The sequence below is a fragment of the Pseudomonas sp. Wu6 genome (assembly GCF_019891515.1).
GTDB lineage: Bacteria > Pseudomonadota > Gammaproteobacteria > Pseudomonadales > Pseudomonadaceae > Aquipseudomonas > Aquipseudomonas orientalis_A.
This window is the reverse complement of the sequence record NZ_JAFLXH010000013.1, coordinates 102,393-120,387: the sequence shown is the minus strand read 5'-3', so window position 1 is coordinate 120,387 and position 17,995 is coordinate 102,393. Positions and strand designations below refer to the sequence as shown.

16 protein-coding genes are annotated in these 17,995 nt (G+C 61.6%); 10 read left to right on the top strand and 6 right to left on the bottom strand.

All coding sequences use genetic code 11. From position 1 onward, the window contains the following. The first annotated feature begins 40 nt into the window (after positions 1–40). From cobU to J1G34_RS11845, 7 genes are all read left to right on the top strand, one after another. The gene (gene cobU / locus J1G34_RS11875) at positions 41–562 is read left to right on the top strand and encodes a bifunctional adenosylcobinamide kinase/adenosylcobinamide-phosphate guanylyltransferase (RefSeq protein ID WP_065892317.1); all 522 of its coding nucleotides are present in this window, start codon (positions 41–43) and stop codon (positions 560–562) included. Further along, the gene (gene cobT / locus J1G34_RS11870) at positions 559–1,614 is read left to right on the top strand and encodes a nicotinate-nucleotide--dimethylbenzimidazole phosphoribosyltransferase (RefSeq protein WP_122463966.1); all 1,056 of its coding nucleotides are present in this window, start codon (positions 559–561) and stop codon (positions 1,612–1,614) included. Before cobU ends, cobT begins: the two co-directional genes overlap by 4 nt. Then, positions 1,611–2,186 carry an alpha-ribazole phosphatase family protein gene (gene cobC, locus J1G34_RS11865; protein WP_122561722.1) on the top strand — a complete coding sequence of 192 codons (576 nt, stop codon included), beginning with the start codon at positions 1,611–1,613 and terminating at the stop codon, positions 2,184–2,186. Before cobT ends, cobC begins: the two co-directional genes overlap by 4 nt. A gap of 2 nt (positions 2,187–2,188) precedes the next feature. After that, complete coding sequence (locus tag J1G34_RS11860; RefSeq protein ID WP_065936935.1) at positions 2,189–2,917, top strand: adenosylcobinamide-GDP ribazoletransferase; 729 nt, start codon at positions 2,189–2,191, stop codon at positions 2,915–2,917. A gap of 42 nt (positions 2,918–2,959) precedes the next feature. After that, positions 2,960–3,364, top strand: coding sequence for a MarR family winged helix-turn-helix transcriptional regulator (locus J1G34_RS11855; protein ID WP_065884512.1), 405 nt, complete (start codon positions 2,960–2,962; stop codon positions 3,362–3,364). A gap of 53 nt (positions 3,365–3,417) precedes the next feature. Beyond that, positions 3,418–4,626 carry an MFS transporter gene (locus tag J1G34_RS11850; RefSeq protein WP_065884513.1) on the top strand — a complete coding sequence of 403 codons (1,209 nt, stop codon included), beginning with the start codon at positions 3,418–3,420 and terminating at the stop codon, positions 4,624–4,626. A 150-nt stretch (positions 4,627–4,776) separates the two neighbouring features. Beyond that, positions 4,777–5,328: a glutathione peroxidase gene (locus J1G34_RS11845; protein WP_065892314.1), complete on the top strand. Its 552-nt coding sequence runs from the start codon at positions 4,777–4,779 to the stop codon at positions 5,326–5,328. A gap of 117 nt (positions 5,329–5,445) precedes the next feature. Here the strand turns inward: J1G34_RS11845 and J1G34_RS11840 are convergent, their stop codons facing one another. From J1G34_RS11840 to J1G34_RS11830, 3 genes are all read right to left on the bottom strand, one after another. Further along, positions 5,446–6,723 (bottom strand): OmpP1/FadL family transporter, encoded by a 1,278-nt coding sequence (locus tag J1G34_RS11840; RefSeq protein ID WP_065892313.1) that lies wholly within the window; start codon positions 6,721–6,723, stop codon positions 5,446–5,448. Between the two features lie 487 nt (positions 6,724–7,210). Continuing rightward, positions 7,211–7,435, bottom strand: a complete 225-nt coding sequence (locus J1G34_RS11835) for a hypothetical protein (protein WP_010208698.1) — start codon at positions 7,433–7,435, stop codon at positions 7,211–7,213. A gap of 443 nt (positions 7,436–7,878) precedes the next feature. Then, a complete protein-coding gene (locus tag J1G34_RS11830; RefSeq protein WP_065884516.1) occupies positions 7,879–8,184 on the bottom strand; it encodes a hypothetical protein in 306 nt (101 codons plus the stop codon). 454 nt (positions 8,185–8,638) lie between these two features. Between J1G34_RS11830 and J1G34_RS11825 the strand changes: the two genes are divergently transcribed. Together J1G34_RS11825 and J1G34_RS11820 are read left to right on the top strand one after the other, a co-directional pair. Next, positions 8,639–8,962 carry an SEL1-like repeat protein gene (locus tag J1G34_RS11825; protein ID WP_065884517.1) on the top strand — a complete coding sequence of 108 codons (324 nt, stop codon included), beginning with the start codon at positions 8,639–8,641 and terminating at the stop codon, positions 8,960–8,962. A 175-nt stretch (positions 8,963–9,137) separates the two neighbouring features. Further along, a complete protein-coding gene (locus J1G34_RS11820) occupies positions 9,138–10,502 on the top strand; it encodes a DNA recombination protein RmuC (RefSeq protein WP_170876030.1) in 1,365 nt (454 codons plus the stop codon). Between the two features lie 499 nt (positions 10,503–11,001). Here the strand turns inward: J1G34_RS11820 and J1G34_RS11815 are convergent, their stop codons facing one another. The 3 genes from J1G34_RS11815 to J1G34_RS11805 all read right to left on the bottom strand — a co-directional run bounded on the left by J1G34_RS11815 (position 11,002) and on the right by J1G34_RS11805 (position 15,572). Then, a complete protein-coding gene (locus J1G34_RS11815; RefSeq protein ID WP_222994096.1) occupies positions 11,002–14,466 on the bottom strand; it encodes a hybrid sensor histidine kinase/response regulator in 3,465 nt (1,154 codons plus the stop codon). Positions 14,467–14,580: 114 nt separating this feature from the next. Continuing rightward, positions 14,581–14,964, bottom strand: a complete 384-nt coding sequence (locus tag J1G34_RS11810; RefSeq protein ID WP_065893780.1) for a YbaN family protein — start codon at positions 14,962–14,964, stop codon at positions 14,581–14,583. Positions 14,965–14,984: 20 nt separating this feature from the next. After that, positions 14,985–15,572: a UPF0149 family protein gene (locus J1G34_RS11805; RefSeq protein WP_057721316.1), complete on the bottom strand. Its 588-nt coding sequence runs from the start codon at positions 15,570–15,572 to the stop codon at positions 14,985–14,987. Between the two features lie 277 nt (positions 15,573–15,849). On the opposite strand from J1G34_RS11805, the gene recQ reads away from it, so the two are divergent. Next, complete coding sequence (gene recQ / locus J1G34_RS11800) at positions 15,850–17,976, top strand: DNA helicase RecQ (protein ID WP_065893782.1); 2,127 nt, start codon at positions 15,850–15,852, stop codon at positions 17,974–17,976. Positions 17,977–17,995: the final 19 nt, after the last annotated feature.

Genomic DNA, 17,995 nt, shown 5'->3' with positions numbered 1-17,995 from the left:
CGGCCTCAGCCGGTCGGCGGGCCTTGGAAGGTATGTGCTTATGCATCAATTAATTCTCGGCGGCGCTCGCTCGGGCAAGAGTCGGCTGGCCGAAAAGCTCGCCGGCGACAGCGGGCTGTCTGTGATTTATATCGCCACCAGCCAACCGCTGGACGGTGAGATGAATCAGCGCGTTGCCTTGCATCGCGAACGGCGTCCGGAGCATTGGGGGTTGATCGAAGAACCCGTCGAGCTGGCGCGTGTGCTGCGTGAAAACGCCGCTGCCGGCCATTGCCTGTTGGTCGACTGCCTGACTTTGTGGCTGACCAATCTGTTGATGCTCGAGGATGCCGAGCGCCTGGCGTTCGAGCGCGATCAGTTGCTGCAAACCCTGGCGTCGCTGCCGGGTGAAATCATTTTTGTCAGCAACGAGACCGGACTGGGTGTCGTGCCGCTGGGCGAATTGACTCGCCGTTATGTGGATGAAGCCGGTTGGCTGCATCAAGCCTTGGCCGAGCGGTGTCAGCGTGTGGTGCTGACGGTGGCCGGCCTGCCCCTGACTTTGAAAGGTACTGCGTTATGACCGATTCCTGGTGGCTCAACCCCTGCAAGGCCATCGATGCTTCTGCGCAGAAACAGGCGCGGGACCGTCAGCAGCAGTTGACCAAACCCGCTGGTTCCCTCGGCCAGTTGGAAGCGCTGGCGGTGCAATTGGCCGGGTTGCAGGGCCGGGTCAAGCCCTCGGTGGATCAACTGTGGATCGCGATTTTTGCCGGCGACCACGGCGTGGTCGCGGAAGGCGTGTCGGCGTTTCCCCAGGAAGTGACCGGGCAGATGCTGCACAACTTTGTCACCGGTGGCGCGGCCATCAGCGTGTTGGCGCGGCAACTGGACGCGCAGTTGGAGGTAGTCGATCTCGGCACGGTGACGCCATCCCTGGCGTTGCCCGGCGTGCGTCACCTGAATATCGGCGCGGGCACGGCCAACTTCGTCAACGGCCCGGCGATGACCCAGGCTCAGGGCAATCAGGCCCTGCAGGCCGGGCGAGACAGCGCACACCGCGCCCTGGAAAACGGCGCACAGCTGTTTATCGGTGGCGAGATGGGCATCGGCAACACCACCGCCGCCAGTGCGTTGGCCTGTGCGCTGCTCGATTGCCCGGTGAGTGACCTGACCGGGCCGGGCACGGGTTTGAATGCCCAGGGTGTCAGTCATAAGGTGGCGGTCATCGAGCGCGGCCTGACACTGCACGGGGCCCAGCGCGACGACGCGCTGCAGACGCTGTTCAACCTTGGGGGCTTTGAAATCGCCGCGCTGGTCGGTGCCTATCTGGCCTGCGCCCAGGCGGGCATCGTGGTGCTGGTGGACGGGTTTATCTGCAGCGTCGCCGCACTGGTCGCCACGCGCCTGAACCCGGCATGCCGCGAGTGGCTGGTGTTCGGCCACCGTGGCGCCGAGCCGGGCCATCGTCACGTGCTGCACAGTCTTGACGCGCAGCCTCTGCTCGAGCTGGGCCTGCGCCTGGGCGAAGGCAGCGGCGCGGCGTTGGCGGTACCGCTGTTGCGCCTGGCCTGTGCGCTGCACGGGCAGATGGCGACCTTCGCCGAAGCGGCCGTGGCGGACCGTCCCGCATGACGTTGCACCTGGATGTGCTGCGCCACGGTGAAACCGAATTGGGCGGCGGCCTGCGCGGTAGCCTGGATGACGCCCTGACGGCCAAAGGCTGGGAACAGATGCGCGCCGCAGTCGCAGGGCGGGGGCCGTGGGACCGGCTGATCAGTTCGCCGTTGCAACGCTGCGCGCGCTTTGCCCAGGAGCTGGGCGAGCGTCTCAACCTTCCGGTCAGCCTGGAAAAAGACCTGCAGGAGCTGCACTTCGGCGCCTGGGAAGGGCAGAGCGCGGCGGCGTTGATGGAAACCGATGCCGAGGGCCTGGGCTTGTTCTGGACGGACCCCTACAGTTTTACGCCGCCGCAAGGTGAGCCGGTGGGCGCGTTTTCCGAGCGGGTGCTTGGTGCTGTCTCACGTCTGCGCCAGGCCCATGCCGGTGAGCGCGTGCTGTTGATCAGCCACGGTGGCGTGATGCGGCTGCTGTTGGCGCGCGCGCGCGGCTTGCCCCGTGAACAATTGCTGAATGTCGAAGTCGGCCATGGCGGGCTGTTCAACTTGCAAGTCGCGACCGATGGCACGTTGAAGGAAGGAGGCTGACCATGCTGCCATTCTGGATCGCCTTGCAGTTCCTGAGCAGCCTGCCGATTCGCCTGCCGGGCATGCCGCAACCTCAGGAACTGGGGCGTTCGTTGCTGTTTTATCCGCTGGTGGGCGTGCTGTTCGGCGTGCTGCTGTGGGGCCTGAACGCTTTGTTGACGGGCACGCCACTGTTGCTGCACGCCGCGCTGCTGTTGAGCGCCTGGGTGCTGCTCAGCGGCGGCCTGCACCTGGACGGCCTGGCCGACAGCGCCGACGCTTGGCTGGGTGGTTTTGGTGACCGTGAACGCACCCTCACTATCATGAAGGACCCACGCAGCGGGCCCATTGCCGTGGTCACCCTGGGCCTGGTGGTGCTGCTCAAGTTCACCGCGCTGGTGACGCTGATCGAGCAGCACAATGGTGCTGCGCTGATTCTCGCGCCGCTGATCGGCCGGGCGTCGATGCTGGCGCTGTTTCTCACTACGCGTTATGTGCGCGCGGGTGGATTGGGTCAGGCGCTGTCGGATCATTTACCCAGGGTTGTCGGCCAGCAGGTGCTGATCCTCAGTGGACTGGCCTGCATCCTGATCGGCGGGTTCAACGGGGGGCTGGCGGTATTGCTCGCCGCAGTGTGTTTTATCGGGTTGCGCCAGGTGATGGTCAAGCGCCTCGGTGGTACCACCGGCGATACTGCCGGCGCACTGCTGGAACTGCTGGAAACGGCGGTGCTGATTGGACTGGCGTTGTAACACTTTCTTGCATTTGCACAACTCCGGGTATATACACGCTCCATGCTTGCCTCCCAATGTTTATGCACCAACCTGCGACGCGCCGCCCGTGGCGTCAGCAGGCATTACGACGGCGCCCTCGACGGCTTCGGGATCAACGTTGCGCAGTATTCCTTGCTGTGCAACCTGCAACGTCTCGATCAGCCGAGCATTTCCAGCCTGGCCGAAGCGATGGGCCTGGACCGCAGCACCCTGGGGCGCAATCTGCGCGTCCTGGAAGGTGACGGCCTGGTGCGGTTGGTCGAGGGTGATGACCTGCGCAATCGCCTGGTGGTATTGACCGAGGCGGGCCAGCAGCGTTTGGCGGCGGCTCTGCCGGCATGGGAAGCGGCGCAACAGAAATTGATCGATCAGCTTGGCGCGCAAAAGCGCGAAACCCTGTTGGCCTTGCTGGATGAACTGGCCTGAACGGCGGTTTGTTCGGCTACAAGCGGGTATATACCCGCGACGGAGAATAAGAAATGACCTCGATGTGGCGCACCAGTGGCTGGGTTCTTTTGGGGAGTGCGCTGATCCTGGCGCTGTCGTTGGGCGTGCGGCACGGCTTTGGGCTGTTCCTGGCGCCGATGAGCAGCGAATTCGGCTGGGGGCGTGAGACGTTCGCTTTTGCCATTGCCTTGCAGAACCTGATCTGGGGCCTGGCACAGCCGTTCACCGGGGCCTTGGCCGACCGCTTCGGCGCGACCAGGGCGGTGTTTGTCGGCGGCGTGTTGTACGCCGTGGGACTGGTGCTGATGGGCATGTCGGATTCGGCGTGGTCATTGTCCCTGAGTGCCGGGTTGCTGATTGGCATCGGCCTGTCCGGCACGTCGTTTTCAGTGATTCTCGGCGTGGTCGGCCGCGCCGTAGCACCGGAGAAACGCAGCATGGCCATGGGCATCGCCAGCGCCGCCGGCTCCTTTGGCCAGTTCGCCATGGTGCCTGGCACCCTCGGCTTGATTGGTTGGCTGGGCTGGTCGGCGGCGCTGCTGGCACTGGGCTTGATGGTGGCGTTGATCCTGCCGCTGGTGGCCATGCTCAAGGACAAACCGCTGCCGGTGACGCTCGGTCAACAAACCCTGCGCGAAGCGTTGAAGGAGGCGTGCTCCCACTCCGGGTTCTGGCTGCTGGCCTTCGGCTTTTTCGTCTGCGGATTCCAGGTGGTGTTTATCGGTGTGCATCTGCCGGCGTACCTGGTGGACCAGCATCTGCCGGCCACGGTGGGCACCACGGTGCTGGCCTTGATCGGCCTGTTCAATGTGTTCGGCACCTACACCGCCGGCTGGCTGGGTGGGCGCATGTCCAAGCCGCGCTTGCTCACCGGCCTGTACCTGCTGCGTGCGGTGGTGATCGGGCTGTTCCTGTGGGCGCCGGTCACCGAGGTCACGGCTTACCTGTTTGGCATGGCCATGGGCTTCCTCTGGTTGTCCACCGTACCGCTGACCAACGGCACGGTTGCCACTTTGTTCGGCGTGCGAAACCTTTCGATGCTGGGTGGGATTGTGTTCCTGTTCCATCAACTCGGCTCGTTTCTCGGTGGCTGGTTGGGCGGGGTGGTCTATGATCGAACCGGTAGCTATGACTTGATCTGGCAGGTGGCAATTTTGCTCAGCCTGCTCGCGGCGGCCCTGAACTGGCCGGTGCGTGAGCGGCCGGTGGCGCGCATTCAGGCGCAAATGGAGGCGGCATGAGTGCAGCACTGCGGTGCGTGATCCTGGCGGTGGCGCTGGTGGTGTTGCTGCTGGCCTGGTGGGGCTGGCAGCAAGGCGGCCTGGCGTTGATGCAGTTGGGCATGGCGATCTGTTAAGTTCTGTGTCTGAACCGAATCAAGGACCTTTGATATGTTGATGCGCTGGCTCGCTGTACCCGTCCTGATGGCTGCTGGCAGTGTGGCCCTGGCCGCCGGATGCCCGCCGTTGCTGGAGGGCCAATTGCCCAAGCTGCGGGCCAAGGAATCCATTGACCTGTGCCAGCGTTTTGCAGGCAAGCCTTTGGTGATCGTCAATACGGCGAGCTTCTGCGGCTTCGCTCCCCAATTCAAAGGCCTCGAAGCCTTGTATCAGCGCTATAAGGGCGAAGGGCTGGAGGTGATTGGCGTGCCTTCCGACGACTTTAAGCAGGAGGCCAAGACCGGTGAGGAAACCGCCAAGGTCTGCTACGTCAATTACGGCGTGACCTTCACCATGACCGAGCCGCAGAAGGTCAAGGGGCCGGACGCGGTGCACCTGTTCAAGAGCCTGGCGCAGCAGACCGACACGCCGCCGAAGTGGAATTTCTACAAGTACGTGGTGGATCGCCAAGGCAAGGTGATTGCCAATTTTTCCAGCCTGACCAAGCCTGACAGTCCCGAGCTGATCAAGGCGGTGGAGCAGGCGATCGCTTCCAAGCCCTGATAGCAAGTCATGATCGTTCCCACGCGGAGCGTGGGAACGATCAATCACATACAGGATCGTCCATTAAAAAGCCCCGCCTCCTTTGCAGGAGGCGGGGCTTTTTTATACCGCGATGAATCAGAAGCGGTAGGTCATGCCCAGGCCGAAACCGTTGGCACTGTTCTCATACTTGGCGTTGTAGCTGGCCAGTTGGTTGGCGCGTGCAACCTTGACGTCCTCTTCCTTCAGGTAGGAGTAAGCCACGTCGATGGTCATGTTCGGCATGACCTCGTAGCCCAGGCCCAGACTGAAGATGGTGCGGTCGCCGGTAGGAATGCGCGGCGAGCGATCCGTGTTGTTGGTCGGCGACTGGTCGAACGTCAGGCCGGTACGCAGTACCACCTGCTTGGTCAGCTGGTACGAAGTACCCACGGCGTACGCCCAGGTGTCATGCCAGTTCTGGTCTTCCTTGATGGTGCTGACCAGGCCGGGGGCCAGCGCGCCACCCGCTCCGGCAGTCACGCCTTCGTTCTTGACGGTGATGTCTTTCAGGCGGCTCCAGCGAGTCCAGGTTGCACCGGCGTAGAGCTTCCACGCATCGGTCAGGTCCTGGGTCACCGACAGGTCGTAGGACTCAGGCGTGTCGATCTTCAGCGAGGCGTCGTAGCGATTGCTGCGCAGGAACGGCGAAGTCGCGGTCGGTGCGGTGACTTCGGTGTGGCCGTCCAGCTTGTAGCTGACCTTGGAGTGGTAGGTCAGGCCGACGCGGGTGGTATCGGTGGCTTGTACCAGTACGCCGATGTTGAAGCCCAGCGCGGTGTCGTCACCCTTGATCTTGATGTTGGTGTCGGGGGCGCGAGGGTTCAGCGTCAGGTCCGATTCCAGGGTACCGGCAATGCGGTTGATGGTCGGGCCAAAACCCACGGAAACGCGATCGTTGAAGGCGTAGCTGACAGTCGGTTGCAAAGTGATGACTTTCACTTCGCTCTTGCTGCCGAAGCCACGACCCTGGAAGCCGCTTTCGTAGTCAGTCACCAGGCCGAACGGCGCATAGACGCCGAAACCCACAGCCCACTGATCGTTGAGTTTATTGGTGTAGAAACCGAAAGGGACGGCGGTGAACGGCACCATATCGCCCTTGTTGCTGCCACTGGAGCGACCGCTGGTATTGCTCAGGTCAGTGGACGCATCGATGGCCGCGACACCGCCGGTCACCTGCTGGCCGCTCAGGCGAGCCATACCGGCAGGGTTGCCATACACAGTGCTTGCATCATCGGCAGAAGAAGAGCGACCCGCGAAACCAGTACCCATTCCGCTGACGCTCTGTTCGTTCAGGGCGAAGCCGCTGGCGAACAGTTGGGAGGAGGCCATGGCAACGGCGAGGCTAAGTGTGGTCTTGAGCATTACTTTTTTCATTATTAGAACTCCGTGTGATCACCGCTGCGGAAAGTATCAATAAATTTCACATCGCGCTATAGGCTGTAATGCAGGAGATAGAGCGGTTTTGTAGGACAATCCGACCAGATTTGTGGTTTTTTGGCGAATCTTGCAAATTGCCCGGTCAGCAGGTCGCGTGTTTCATGGGGCAGACACAGGTTTGCCGGGCCTGGGAGAAATCTCACAAACGTTCTTGAGGGTGAAATATTTTTAATAATGACGGGCCCGAGAAGGCGGGCTTGGCAGCGGTGAATCGGATCTCAGGCCCGTCGCAAGCGGATCATGCCGCTTGAGTTGAAGTGTAGTGTCATATTCAACCTGTAAAGGACTGTTTTTAAAACATCTTTGTTATTCGGTTATAACGTTTATATCTATTTGTGATTAGTAAGAATTTTTTGGGTGAATTCCAGGCAATAAAAAACCCTGTTTTTCAGACAGGGTTTTGTGTTTCAGCGACTCGGGTCGATCAGGCAATCAATGCCTGACGGGTACGCTCGATCACGGCCTGCAGCGGTTCAGCGCTGGAGTATTGATCGGGGTACAGGCGTTCGCTGTGACGCGCGATGCCGTGTTCGTTGACCAGGGTGAAGCTGAAGCAGCCTTTGCGAGCGGCCATGATCAGGCAGTTCATTGGGGCAAAAGCATTGGTGAGGGTGCGAATGGCATCCTGAGTATGGATTTGAGCGTTCATATTATGGGTGTTCCTACAAATGACACAGATAAGAACCGTGCCGTATTAAAACGTTCCAGTGACGTTGATCACCATTGATCAAACGAAGAACCCGACTGGAACAAAGCAGCCAGTTTGAAGCGCTATTGAATGAGGCGCGCTTGGGCTGGCAGGTAGGTACTTAGGAGGGCAGGCAACACAACAGGGGCAAAGGTTCTGGGCCCCGGGTGAAGATCCTGATCAATTTGCAGGTTGGTTCGGTCAGAGTATGGAGACTTCGCGACACCCTTTGCTTGTTCAAAGGCCGTGTCGTCGCAAGTGATACCTGGAAACCATCGAGGTGGTCGATCCCATGTGATTCAGGGATATGTTCGACCAGAATTGACTTTCAGCTTGGTACTAACGCCGCGGATAGTAACGGATCGAAACAGGGAAGGGAAGTGGTCCCGTAAAAAAAATCCCGATCAGCCCCCCAGCAGCCCGCGATAGACCAGCACGGTGATCGACGCGGCCAACGTACAACCGAGTGCGTAGGCGGCGAGGGTCAGCCTCAAGGACTTGCCGGTCTCGATGACCCGAATGACATCACGCATGTCGCCGATCCCGCCTTCTCCCAGTTCGATGCACAGACTTGATGCGGTCAGAGCGGCGGATACCAGGATAGCGATGGCAAACAGCGCGCCGTCCGGGGACGGTAACAGCGCATTGATGGCCAGGGATGTCGCACAAATGGCCAGCAGCAACGTGGCGAATAACAGAATTCCTTTCATCGGCCCTGCACGGTTGCGTTGTCGGTGGAGAAGTGTGGCGAGCGGCGACCGCTTTGAAAAGTCCCCAGGCCTGCAGGCAGTAACATTTTCCCGGCCTGTCGGAGCAAAAAGGCCCGCGATATAACCATTGACTGGGTAGTTGTGCACATTTGTCGCAGCTTGTGTAACTTCAGGGGCAGCGGCCCCGGAGCCCGCTCATTTGCCTGCAATCAAAATTTAAGTCAATGAAAAATCTGGCTTTTTTTTATTGGTGAAAAAATCGTCAGTTTGACTGCGGCCCCCGTTCCATGGGGCTTTGCGCGAGTTAAAGCGGGGTTGTCCACTGAGTTATCCACAGCTTCTGTGGATTGTCCCAAGCGCTTGCTCTAGAACGGGCGTGCAGCGTTTTTTCAGCTTTACCTGTACGAAAAAAAGAGTAGAGTGGCGCGCCTTCCGGTCTGCCCCACAGTGCTTTATGAAGTTTCGCTCAGTATCACCTTCTGTTACCGACACTCCCCAAACTGTTACCGCGCCCAAGCGCTTCTCGTTGAAAGTCGCCTTGTGGCTGCTCGACAGCCCGCGCCTGGGGCAGAGTACCAACATCAAGCACTTGGCCGGCCGTCTGCTCAAGCAGCCTGCCCGTGAAGGCGTGGTGGCCGCACAGAGCCGCCTGGGCCAACTGATGTGCCGTGAATGCGGAAATGCCCGCGACCGGCGTATCGGCCAGGACCTGCTGCGTTCGGCGGCCCGTGCCGGTGATCGCCGCGCCCAGCGCGAATTGGGCCAGGTCGAAGACTGAGCTGTCCTCCCGTGCCTTGCTTGGTTAACCTTGCTGTTTTTGGGTGAAGGCAGAAATGACTATGGTGTTCGACTGGACCAGTGTCGCCCTCGGCCTTGCGGGCGCAGCCCTGCCGTTACTGGCGTGGTGCTGGCAGCTTCAACGGCGGCTGACCGCGCGCACCACCGGCTGGGAGTTGCTGGAAGAGCGCCTGGCCACCGCGCAACTGGCCCAGGAAGGGCTTGCCGCGCAGTTGGATGCCAGCCGCGACGAGATCAGCGATCTGAGCCAGGCCAATGCCGCCAAGCAGGCCGACCTGGCTGCGGTACGCCGCGAAGTCGAGCTGTTGCAGATCGACCGCGATAACGCCCGCGACGCCGCCCACGCCTGGAATATCGACCGCAGCGCCAAGGAAACCGAACTGCGCCGCCTTGACGCCCTGGCCGCGGCCCTGCGCGCCGAGCTGCGGGAACAGCAGGACAGCCATCAACAACGTCTCGCCGACCTGCAAGGTTCCCGCGATGAGCTGCGCGCGCAGTTCGCCGAACTCGCCGGGAAGATTTTCGACGAGCGCGAACAACGCTTTGCCGAAACCAGTCAGGAGCGGCTCGGGCAGTTACTCGACCCGCTCAAGGAACGCATCCAGTCCTTCGAGAAGCGCGTTGAAGAAAGCTACCAGAACGAAGCCCGCGAACGCTTTTCCCTGGCCAAGGAGCTTGAACGCCTGCAGCAATTGAACCTGCGCCTGTCGGACGAAGCCACCAACCTGACCCGCGCCCTTAAAGGCCAGAAAACCCAGGGTAACTGGGGCGAGCTGATCCTTGAGCGGGTGCTGGAACATGCGGGGCTGGAAAAAGGTCGCGAGTATCAGACCCAGGTCAGCCTCAAGGGCCCGGATGGCGAACGCTTCCAGCCGGACGTGCTGATCATGTTGCCGGGCGACAAGCAGGTGGTGGTGGACTCCAAGGTCAGCCTGACCGCCTACCAGCAGTACGTCGCAGCGGATGACGAGGTGATTGGCCAGGCGGCGTTGAAACAGCATGTGCTGTCCTTGCGCAATCACGTCAAAGGCTTGGCCGGCAAGGATTACAAGCGCCTGGAAGGCTTGCACAGCCTGGATTTCGTGCTGTTGTTCGTGCCGATCGAAGCGGCGTTTTCCGCAGCGCTGCAAGCCGAGCCGAACCTGTTCCAGGAAGCCTTTGACCGCCATATCGTGATTGTCAGCCCGACCACCTTGCTGGCCACCCTGCGGGTGATCGACAGCCTGTGGAAGCAGGAGCGTCAGAGCCAGAACGCGCGGGAAATCGCCGAGCGCGCCGGTTGGTTGTATGACAAGTTCGTGCTGTTTATCCAGGATCTGGACGAAGTGGGTAATCGCCTGCAACAGTTGGATAAGGCTTACAGCGCAGCGCGCAACAAACTGACGGACGGACGCGGGAATCTGGTCAGTCGCACCGAGCAGTTGAGACTGCTCGGTGCCCGAGCGAGCAAGAGTTTGCCGGCGGATTTGCTTGAAAGGGCAATGACCGATTCTGACGGCGTGGCGCATCTACCCGAATGAAAACGCAGATCAAAATGTGGGAGGGGGCTTGCCCCCGATGGCCATAGATATCTACACAACTCAGCAGCGCCCAACCGTAACCACGATGCGAAGCGAGTCGCTCTTGATCTTGATCTTGATCTTGATCTGCTTGTGATCCTAGGCGCCCCGTTAAACCACGCTGGCCGAACGCAGGCTTGAATCCGTGGGCAACCCGGCAGGACGCCGGGTTAGCCGCACTGGGCCATGGATGGCCCATTGCGGCGGCCCACGGATTCAAGCCGGAGAGAGGGCACACCGAGCCTAGGCGAGGTGCCGAGTGGTGGGGCAAGAGCGTTTTGCTTACTTTTGCGCTTTTCAAAAGTGAGCCGCCGTCAGGGCGGAACCCTAAGTGGCCGTTACCTAAATAATGGATATGTACTCGATCTGATCCAACATCCTAGTCGGCCCAGAGGCCGCCATCGGGGGCAAGTCGAATCGTCGCACCGCCCCTCCCACATTTGTACGGAGTACACTTGAATTAAAGGGGCAAATGCCGACTCAACAGCGCCCGCAACGCCGCCGGTTTCACCGGCTTGGCCAGGTAATCCAGCCCCGCCGCATGCACCTTGGCCACCATCTCCGCACGCCCATCGGCACTGATGACCACGCCGGGAATCGGCTCGGCCAATTCGGCGCGCAGCCAGCCCATCAATTCAGTACCGGTCTCGCCGTGGTCCAGGTGGTAATCCACCAACGCGAGTTGCGGGCGCATGCCTTCAGCCAACAGGGCCGCGCATTGCGCCTGGTCAGTGGCGGTCCACACCTCGCAACCCCAGCGTGTCAGCAAGCTGCGCATGCCGATCAAGATGCTTTCTTCGTTATCCACGCACAGTATGTGCGCGCCGCTGAGTGGCAGGCCATTTTCCTGCGCGGCCTTGACCGGTGCAGCGGTCTGGTTACGCGCCAACGGCACACGCACACTGAACACGCTGCCCTTGCCCGGCCACGAGCGTACGCTCAGGCGATGGCCCAGCACGCGGCACAGGCCGTCGGCGATCGCCAGGCCCAGGCCCTTTTCGGCGCGGGTCTGGTGACTGTCCAGGCGCTTGAATTCTTCGAAAATCACTTTCTGTTTATCCAGCGGGATGCCGGGGCCACGGTCCCAGACTTCCAGGCACAACTGGCCCTGGCGGCGACGTACGCCCAGCAGTACCGGCCCGTCGGCATAACGAAAGGCGTTGGTCAGGAAATTCTGCAGGATCCGCCGCAGCAACTTGATGTCGCTGTCCACCCGCAGGCGACTGCCGCGCAAACGAAAGCGCAAGCCTTGCTCTTGGGCCAATGCCTTGAATTCGGCGCCCAGGGTGTCGAATAACTCGTTGAGGACGAACGGCTGGCGTTGTGGATTGATCTTGCCGTTTTCCAGGCGCGAGATATCCAGCAAGTCGCTGATCAGATCCTCGGCCGAGCGCAACGAACTGTCCAAGTGCTGCACCAGTTGCCGGGCTTCGCTGGAAAGGCCTTCATGCTGATGGGACAGGGCGGCGGAGAACAGGCGTGCGGCGTTCAGCGGTTGCATCAAGTCGTGGCTGACGGCGGCCAGAAAGCGGGTCTTCGACTGGCTGGCGGATTCGGCCACGCCCTTGGCCTCGGTCAGTGCGACGTTGAGCTGCGACAGTTCATGGGTGCGCTCGGTCACCCGTTGCTCCAGGCCTTCGTTGGCCTCGGTCAGCGCCTGTTCGGCTTCGCGGAACGCGGTAATGTCGGTGAAACTCATGACAAACCCGCCGCCTGGCATCGGGTTGCCGATCAATTCGATTACCCGTCCGTTGGGAAACAGCCGCTCTGACGTGTGCGCACGGCCCTGGCGCATCCAGTGCAGGCGTCGCGCCACATGCACTTGTGCCTCACCGGGGCCGCACAGGCCGCGCTCGGCGTTGTAGCGGATGATGTCGGCAATCGGCCGACCGACACTGATCAAGCCGTCGGGATAGTTGAACAGCTCCAGGTAGCGCCGGTTCCAGGCCACCAGCTTGAGTGACTGATCCACCACGCTGATGCCCTGGGTGATGTTTTCGATCGCACCCTGCAGCAGGGCGCGGTTGAATTGCAGCACCTCGGACGCTTCGTCGGCGATGCGTACCACGTCCTCCAGCTGCATGTCCCGCCCTTCAATGGCGGCTTTGACCACGGCGCGCGTGGACGACGCGCCGAGTACGCCGGCCAGCAAACGCTCGGTGTGGGCGATCCAGTCGTTGTCGGCATTCTGGTTGGGGTTGAAGCCTTTGCCCTGGCGATAGGCAAACCGGATAAAGCTCTGCTGGGCCCGTTCTTCACCGACAAAGCGCGCCGACAGGCTGAGCAGGTCGCTGATCTGTACCGACAACATGGAACGGGCGCTGGCGCGCTGGCTGATTTCCTGACCGATAAAGCGCCCCGCCTGCCAATGCTCGGAGACCCGCGTGCGCGACAGCATCGACACCCATACAAACAACGTGAAATTACCCGCCAGGGAGAACACGGTGCCCAAGGTCAGCGAGGTCACGGAAAAGCCGAACGGATGCGAGTGCATCCAGGTGAGGCCGGGGAAAAGGCTCAGCGACCAGCCCAGGCTTTTCGCGGTAACCGGTAGGACCAGGGTGTAGAACCACAGGAACGTACCCGCCGCCAGGCCCGCGAATACCCCGCGCCGGTTGGCCTGTTTCCAGTACAGCGCGCCGAGCATCGCCGGGGCCAGCTGGGTCACGGCGGCAAACGCGATCTGGCCGATGGTCGCCAGGCTCGCGGTAGAGCCCAGCAGTCGGTAGCTCACATAGGCCAGCAGCAAAATGATCACGATGCTGACCCGGCGCACCGACAGCATCCAGTGGCGGAACACTTCGAACGGCCGTTCGGCGCTGGAGCGGCGCAACAGCCAGGGCAGCAGCATGTCGTTGGAGACCATGGTCGACAGCGCAATGCTGGCCACGATCACCATGCCGGTGGCCGCCGAGGCGCCGCCGATAAAGGCCAGTACGGCGAGGGCCGGGTGGGCTTCGGCCATCGGCAGGCTGATCACGTAGGAATCGGGCAGCACCGAGCCTGGCAACAGCATCTTGCCACCGAGGGCAATGGGGATCACGAACAGCGCGGCAAGGATCAAATAAGCCGGGAACACCCACTTGGCCAGGCGCAAGTCCTGCGGGTCGATATTCTCCACCACCGTCACATGAAATTGCCGAGGCAGGCAGATGATCGCCATCATCGCGACGCCGGTCTGCACCACCATCGACGGCCAGTTGATGGTCTCCTTCCAGTATTCCTCCAGGCGTGGTGCGAGCATCGCCTGGCTGAACAGATCGCCGAAACCGTCGTACAGCCCGTAGGTTACAAACGCGCCGACCGCCAGAAACGCGAACAGCTTGACCAGCGATTCAAAGGCAATCGCCAGGACCATGCCCCGGTGGTGTTCGGTGGCGTCGAGGTTGCGGGTACCGAATACGATGGTGAACAGCGCCAGCACCAGCGACACCACCAAGGCGGTGTCCTGGGCCCGCGTGCCCGTGGTGTCGGGCCCGGAGCCAATCAACAGGTTCACGCCGAGCACGATGCCTTTGAGCTGCAGGGCGATATAAGGCAATACGCCGACCAGGCAGATCAACGCGACCACCACCGCCAGGGACTGGGATTTGCCGTAGCGTGCGGCGATAAAGTCGGCGATGGAGGTGATGTTTTCCTGCTTGCTGATCAGAATCATCTTCTGCAGCACCCAGGGCGCGAGCACCAGCAACAGCACCGGGCCCAGGTAGATCGGCAAGAATGCCCACAGCTGTTCGGCCGCCTGGCCCACCGCGCCGAAGAACGTCCAACTGGTGCAATACACCGCCAGCGACAAGCTATACACCCACGCACGCACACGCGGCGGCAGCGGCGCATGGCGGCGGTCACCGTAAAAGGCGATGGCAAACATAATGGCCATATAGGCCAGGGCAACGGCGGCGATCAGCCCGCTGGACAGCGTCATGGTAACTCCGAGCATAGGGACACCCGGGCGGTGCGGGCCCGGTCGGACAGTCTCGCATGATGCTTGGGGTTAGTCAGTGTCGACCAAGGTCTGAGCGCGACGTGATGTCGCGGCTCAGCGAGGGGGCAGGGTTTTCTGGCGCAGGATATAAATTGTCACCAGCACCGCGCTGGTCAGCATGAACCCGCGTGCCCACGGCAACGGCACCAGGTAGCAGGACACGGTGATACTCAGCCACATCAAGCCGATGGCGTAGACCTTGCCCTTGAGCGGGATGCCATTGCCGTCCAGGTAATCACGGATCCAGGGCCCCAGGCGCGGGTGTTCCACCAGCCAGTGGTAGAAGCGCGGGGAGCTTCGAGCGAAGCAGGCGGCAGCCAGCAGGAGAAAGGGGGTCGTCGGCAATACCGGTAGGAAAATGCCGATCACCCCGAGCGCTACGCTCAGCCAGCCGATAGCCAGCAGCGCGTAACGCAGGAGCGGCGAGCGCTTGCCCATGGGGTCCACGGGCTAGCGACTCAGTGGTGACGTGGTTTGAGGATCGCCGGTTTTTCGTCAGGCGCGTTGCACAGCAGGTACAGCGCGGTGAGGGCTTCCGGGATCTGCACGATCATGTCGTCCATCAGGTTGGCGTCGGCGGCGATATCGGAAAACTCGGCTTCTTCTTCAAAAAGCCCCGAACCGACCATGATCGGCAGGAGCATTTCGCTGACTTCTTCCTCGGCGGTTTCGAACCAGGCGGCTTCGCGCAGGAACACGCCTTCCATGAAGCCGATGCACCAGCCGCGCAGGTCGGAGTCGTCCGGATCGTCGCCCAGGTCCAGTTCGCACGGCAGCTCGAACTCTTCATCGGAAGCCAGCTGGCGACTGATGTGGGCCTTGAGCGCCAGCAGGGTGGCTTCGATTTCTTCGCGCTGGGCGTCGTCGGCGTAATGGGGTTCTTCGGCGAACAGCGCGTCGATCCACTCACGGTCGGGGACGACTTCGGAGCAGATCGACAGCGCGGTCAGGTAGCCGTGGGCGGCCACGTAGTCCAGCGCCTCGTCATGCAGCTCATCGGCGTCGAGGAAGGCTTGCAGGCGGGTTAGTTGCTCAGCGAAGGACATTGAAGAGTTACCTTGGGAATAAACGATGCTGAATTCTAGGCGTTCTTGAGCGCCCAGGCCAGCCGCACGGCATATTTGCCTGGTTTTAAACAGCGGTGGTCTATTCGTCAGTCACGCCCTTTGCCGGCGAACGCTCGGGTATACTGCCGCGTTTTGTGATGCCCCTGCAGGCCATGCGGCAATCCGGGAAAACTTCGCTTACGGATTATTTTCCATGAAAGCGGGTTTTTTCGGCCAGCCTGTACAGAGGGATTTGCGCACCATTTTGGAGTTTTACATGCTCGAGCAGGCTCAACGCGTCCTCAAGGACATCTTCGGCTACGACAGTTTTCGTGGCCGCCAGGGTGCGATCATTGAGCGCGTGGCCAGTGGCGGCGATGCCCTGGTCCTGATGCCTACCGGCGGCGGCAAGTCGTTGTGCTTCCAGGTGCCGGCGCTGTTGCGCAATGGCCTGGCCGTGGTGGTGTCGCCGCTGATCGCATTGATGGATGATCAGGTCGCCACCCTGGAAGAACTGGGTGTCGCCGCCGCTGCCTTGAACTCCACCCTCAGCGCCGAGCAGCAGCGCGACCTGGCCGCGCGGATCAAGCGCGGCGAAGTGAAGATGCTCTACCTGGCGCCGGAGCGGCTGGTGCAGCCGCGCATGCTGGCGTTCCTGCAAAGCCTGGAAATCGCCCTGTTCGCCATCGACGAAGCCCACTGTGTGTCGCAATGGGGCCACGATTTCCGCCGCGAATACCTGCAGCTCGGTCAACTGGCGGAGCTGTTCCCCGATGTGCCGCGTATCGCCCTGACCGCCACCGCCGACAAGCGTACCCGCGAAGAAATCGTCGAGCGCCTGCATTTGCAGAACGCCGAGCGCTTCCTGTCGAGCTTTGACCGCCCGAATATTTTCTACCGCATCGTGCCCAAGGAGCAGCCGCGCAAGCAGTTGCTCGCGTTTCTCTCCGAGCGGCGCAGCGATGCGGGCATCGTTTATTGCCTGTCACGCAAGAAGGTCGATGAAGTCGCCGCGTTCCTCTGTGAACAGGGTTACCCGGCGTTGCCCTATCACGCCGGCTTGCCCAACGAAACACGCTCGGCGCACCAGAAGCGCTTCCTCAACGAGGAAGGCCTGATCATGGTGGCGACCATCGCCTTCGGCATGGGTATCGACAAATCCAACGTGCGTTTCGTGGCGCACATGGACCTGCCCAAGTCTCTTGAGGCCTATTACCAGGAAACCGGCCGCGCCGGCCGTGACGGCCTGCCGGCGGATGCCTGGATGGTCTACGGCCTGCAGGACGTGGTGATGCTCAAGCAGATGCTGCAGAACTCCGAAGGCGATGAGCGCCACAAGCGCCTGGAGCAGCACAAGCTCGACGCGATGCTCTCGCTGTGTGAAGAGACCCGCTGCCGCCGCCAGACGCTGCTGGCGTATTTCGATGAAGACATGCCGCAACCGTGCGGCCACTGCGATAACTGCATCGATGGCGTGCAGACCTGGGACGCTACCGAGCCGGCGCGCCAGGCGTTGTCGACGATCTACCGCACCGGCCAGCGCTATGGCGTCGGTCACCTGGTGGATGTATTGCTGGGCAAGGACAACGAAAAGGTCCGCAGCTTCGGCCATGAGAAACTCTCGGTCTACGGCGTCGGCAAGGCCCGCGCCGAAGGCGAATGGCGTTCGCTGTTCCGCCAGATGGTCGCGCGCGGGCTGGTCGACATCGATATCGAGGGCTACGGTGGCCTGCGCCTTAACGACAGCTGCCGGCCCTTGCTCAAGGGCGAAGTCAGCCTGGAACTGCGCCGCGACCTCAAGCCGCAGACCACCGCCAAGAGCAGCACCAGCCAGGCCAGCCAGCTGGTGCGTGGCGAGGAGCGCGAACAGTGGGAAGCCTTGCGGACCCTGCGGCGCAAGCTGGCGCAGGAGCACAGCGTGCCGCCCTACGTCATCTTCCCCGACTCGACCTTGCTCGAGATGCTGCGCGAGCAGCCCACCAGCATGGCCGAAATGGCCAGGGTCAGCGGCGTGGGCGCACGCAAGCTGGAGCGTTATGGCCAGGCCTTCCTCGAGGTGCTCGGCGGCCAGGCCGAAGCACCGAAGGAAATCGCCGATATCCGCCACGAACTGATCAGCCTGGCCCGCGCCGGTATGACCCCGATCCAGATCGCCGGCCAACTGCAATGCTCGGAAAAGAATGTGTATACGTTGCTGGCCGAAGCCATCGGCAAGCAGCAATTGTCCCTGGAGCAGGCCCTTGATTTGCCGGAGGATTTGCTTGGCGAAATCCAGGATGCCTTTCTCGACGGGGAGGGCGAATTGCCACCTGTCGCGGAGATCGCGCCGCTGTTTGCCGGACGGGTTCCCGAGGGTGTTTTGTACTGCGTACGTGCCGCTTTGCAGTCGGAATTCGAAATTTAGTGTGGCGATTACGACAATG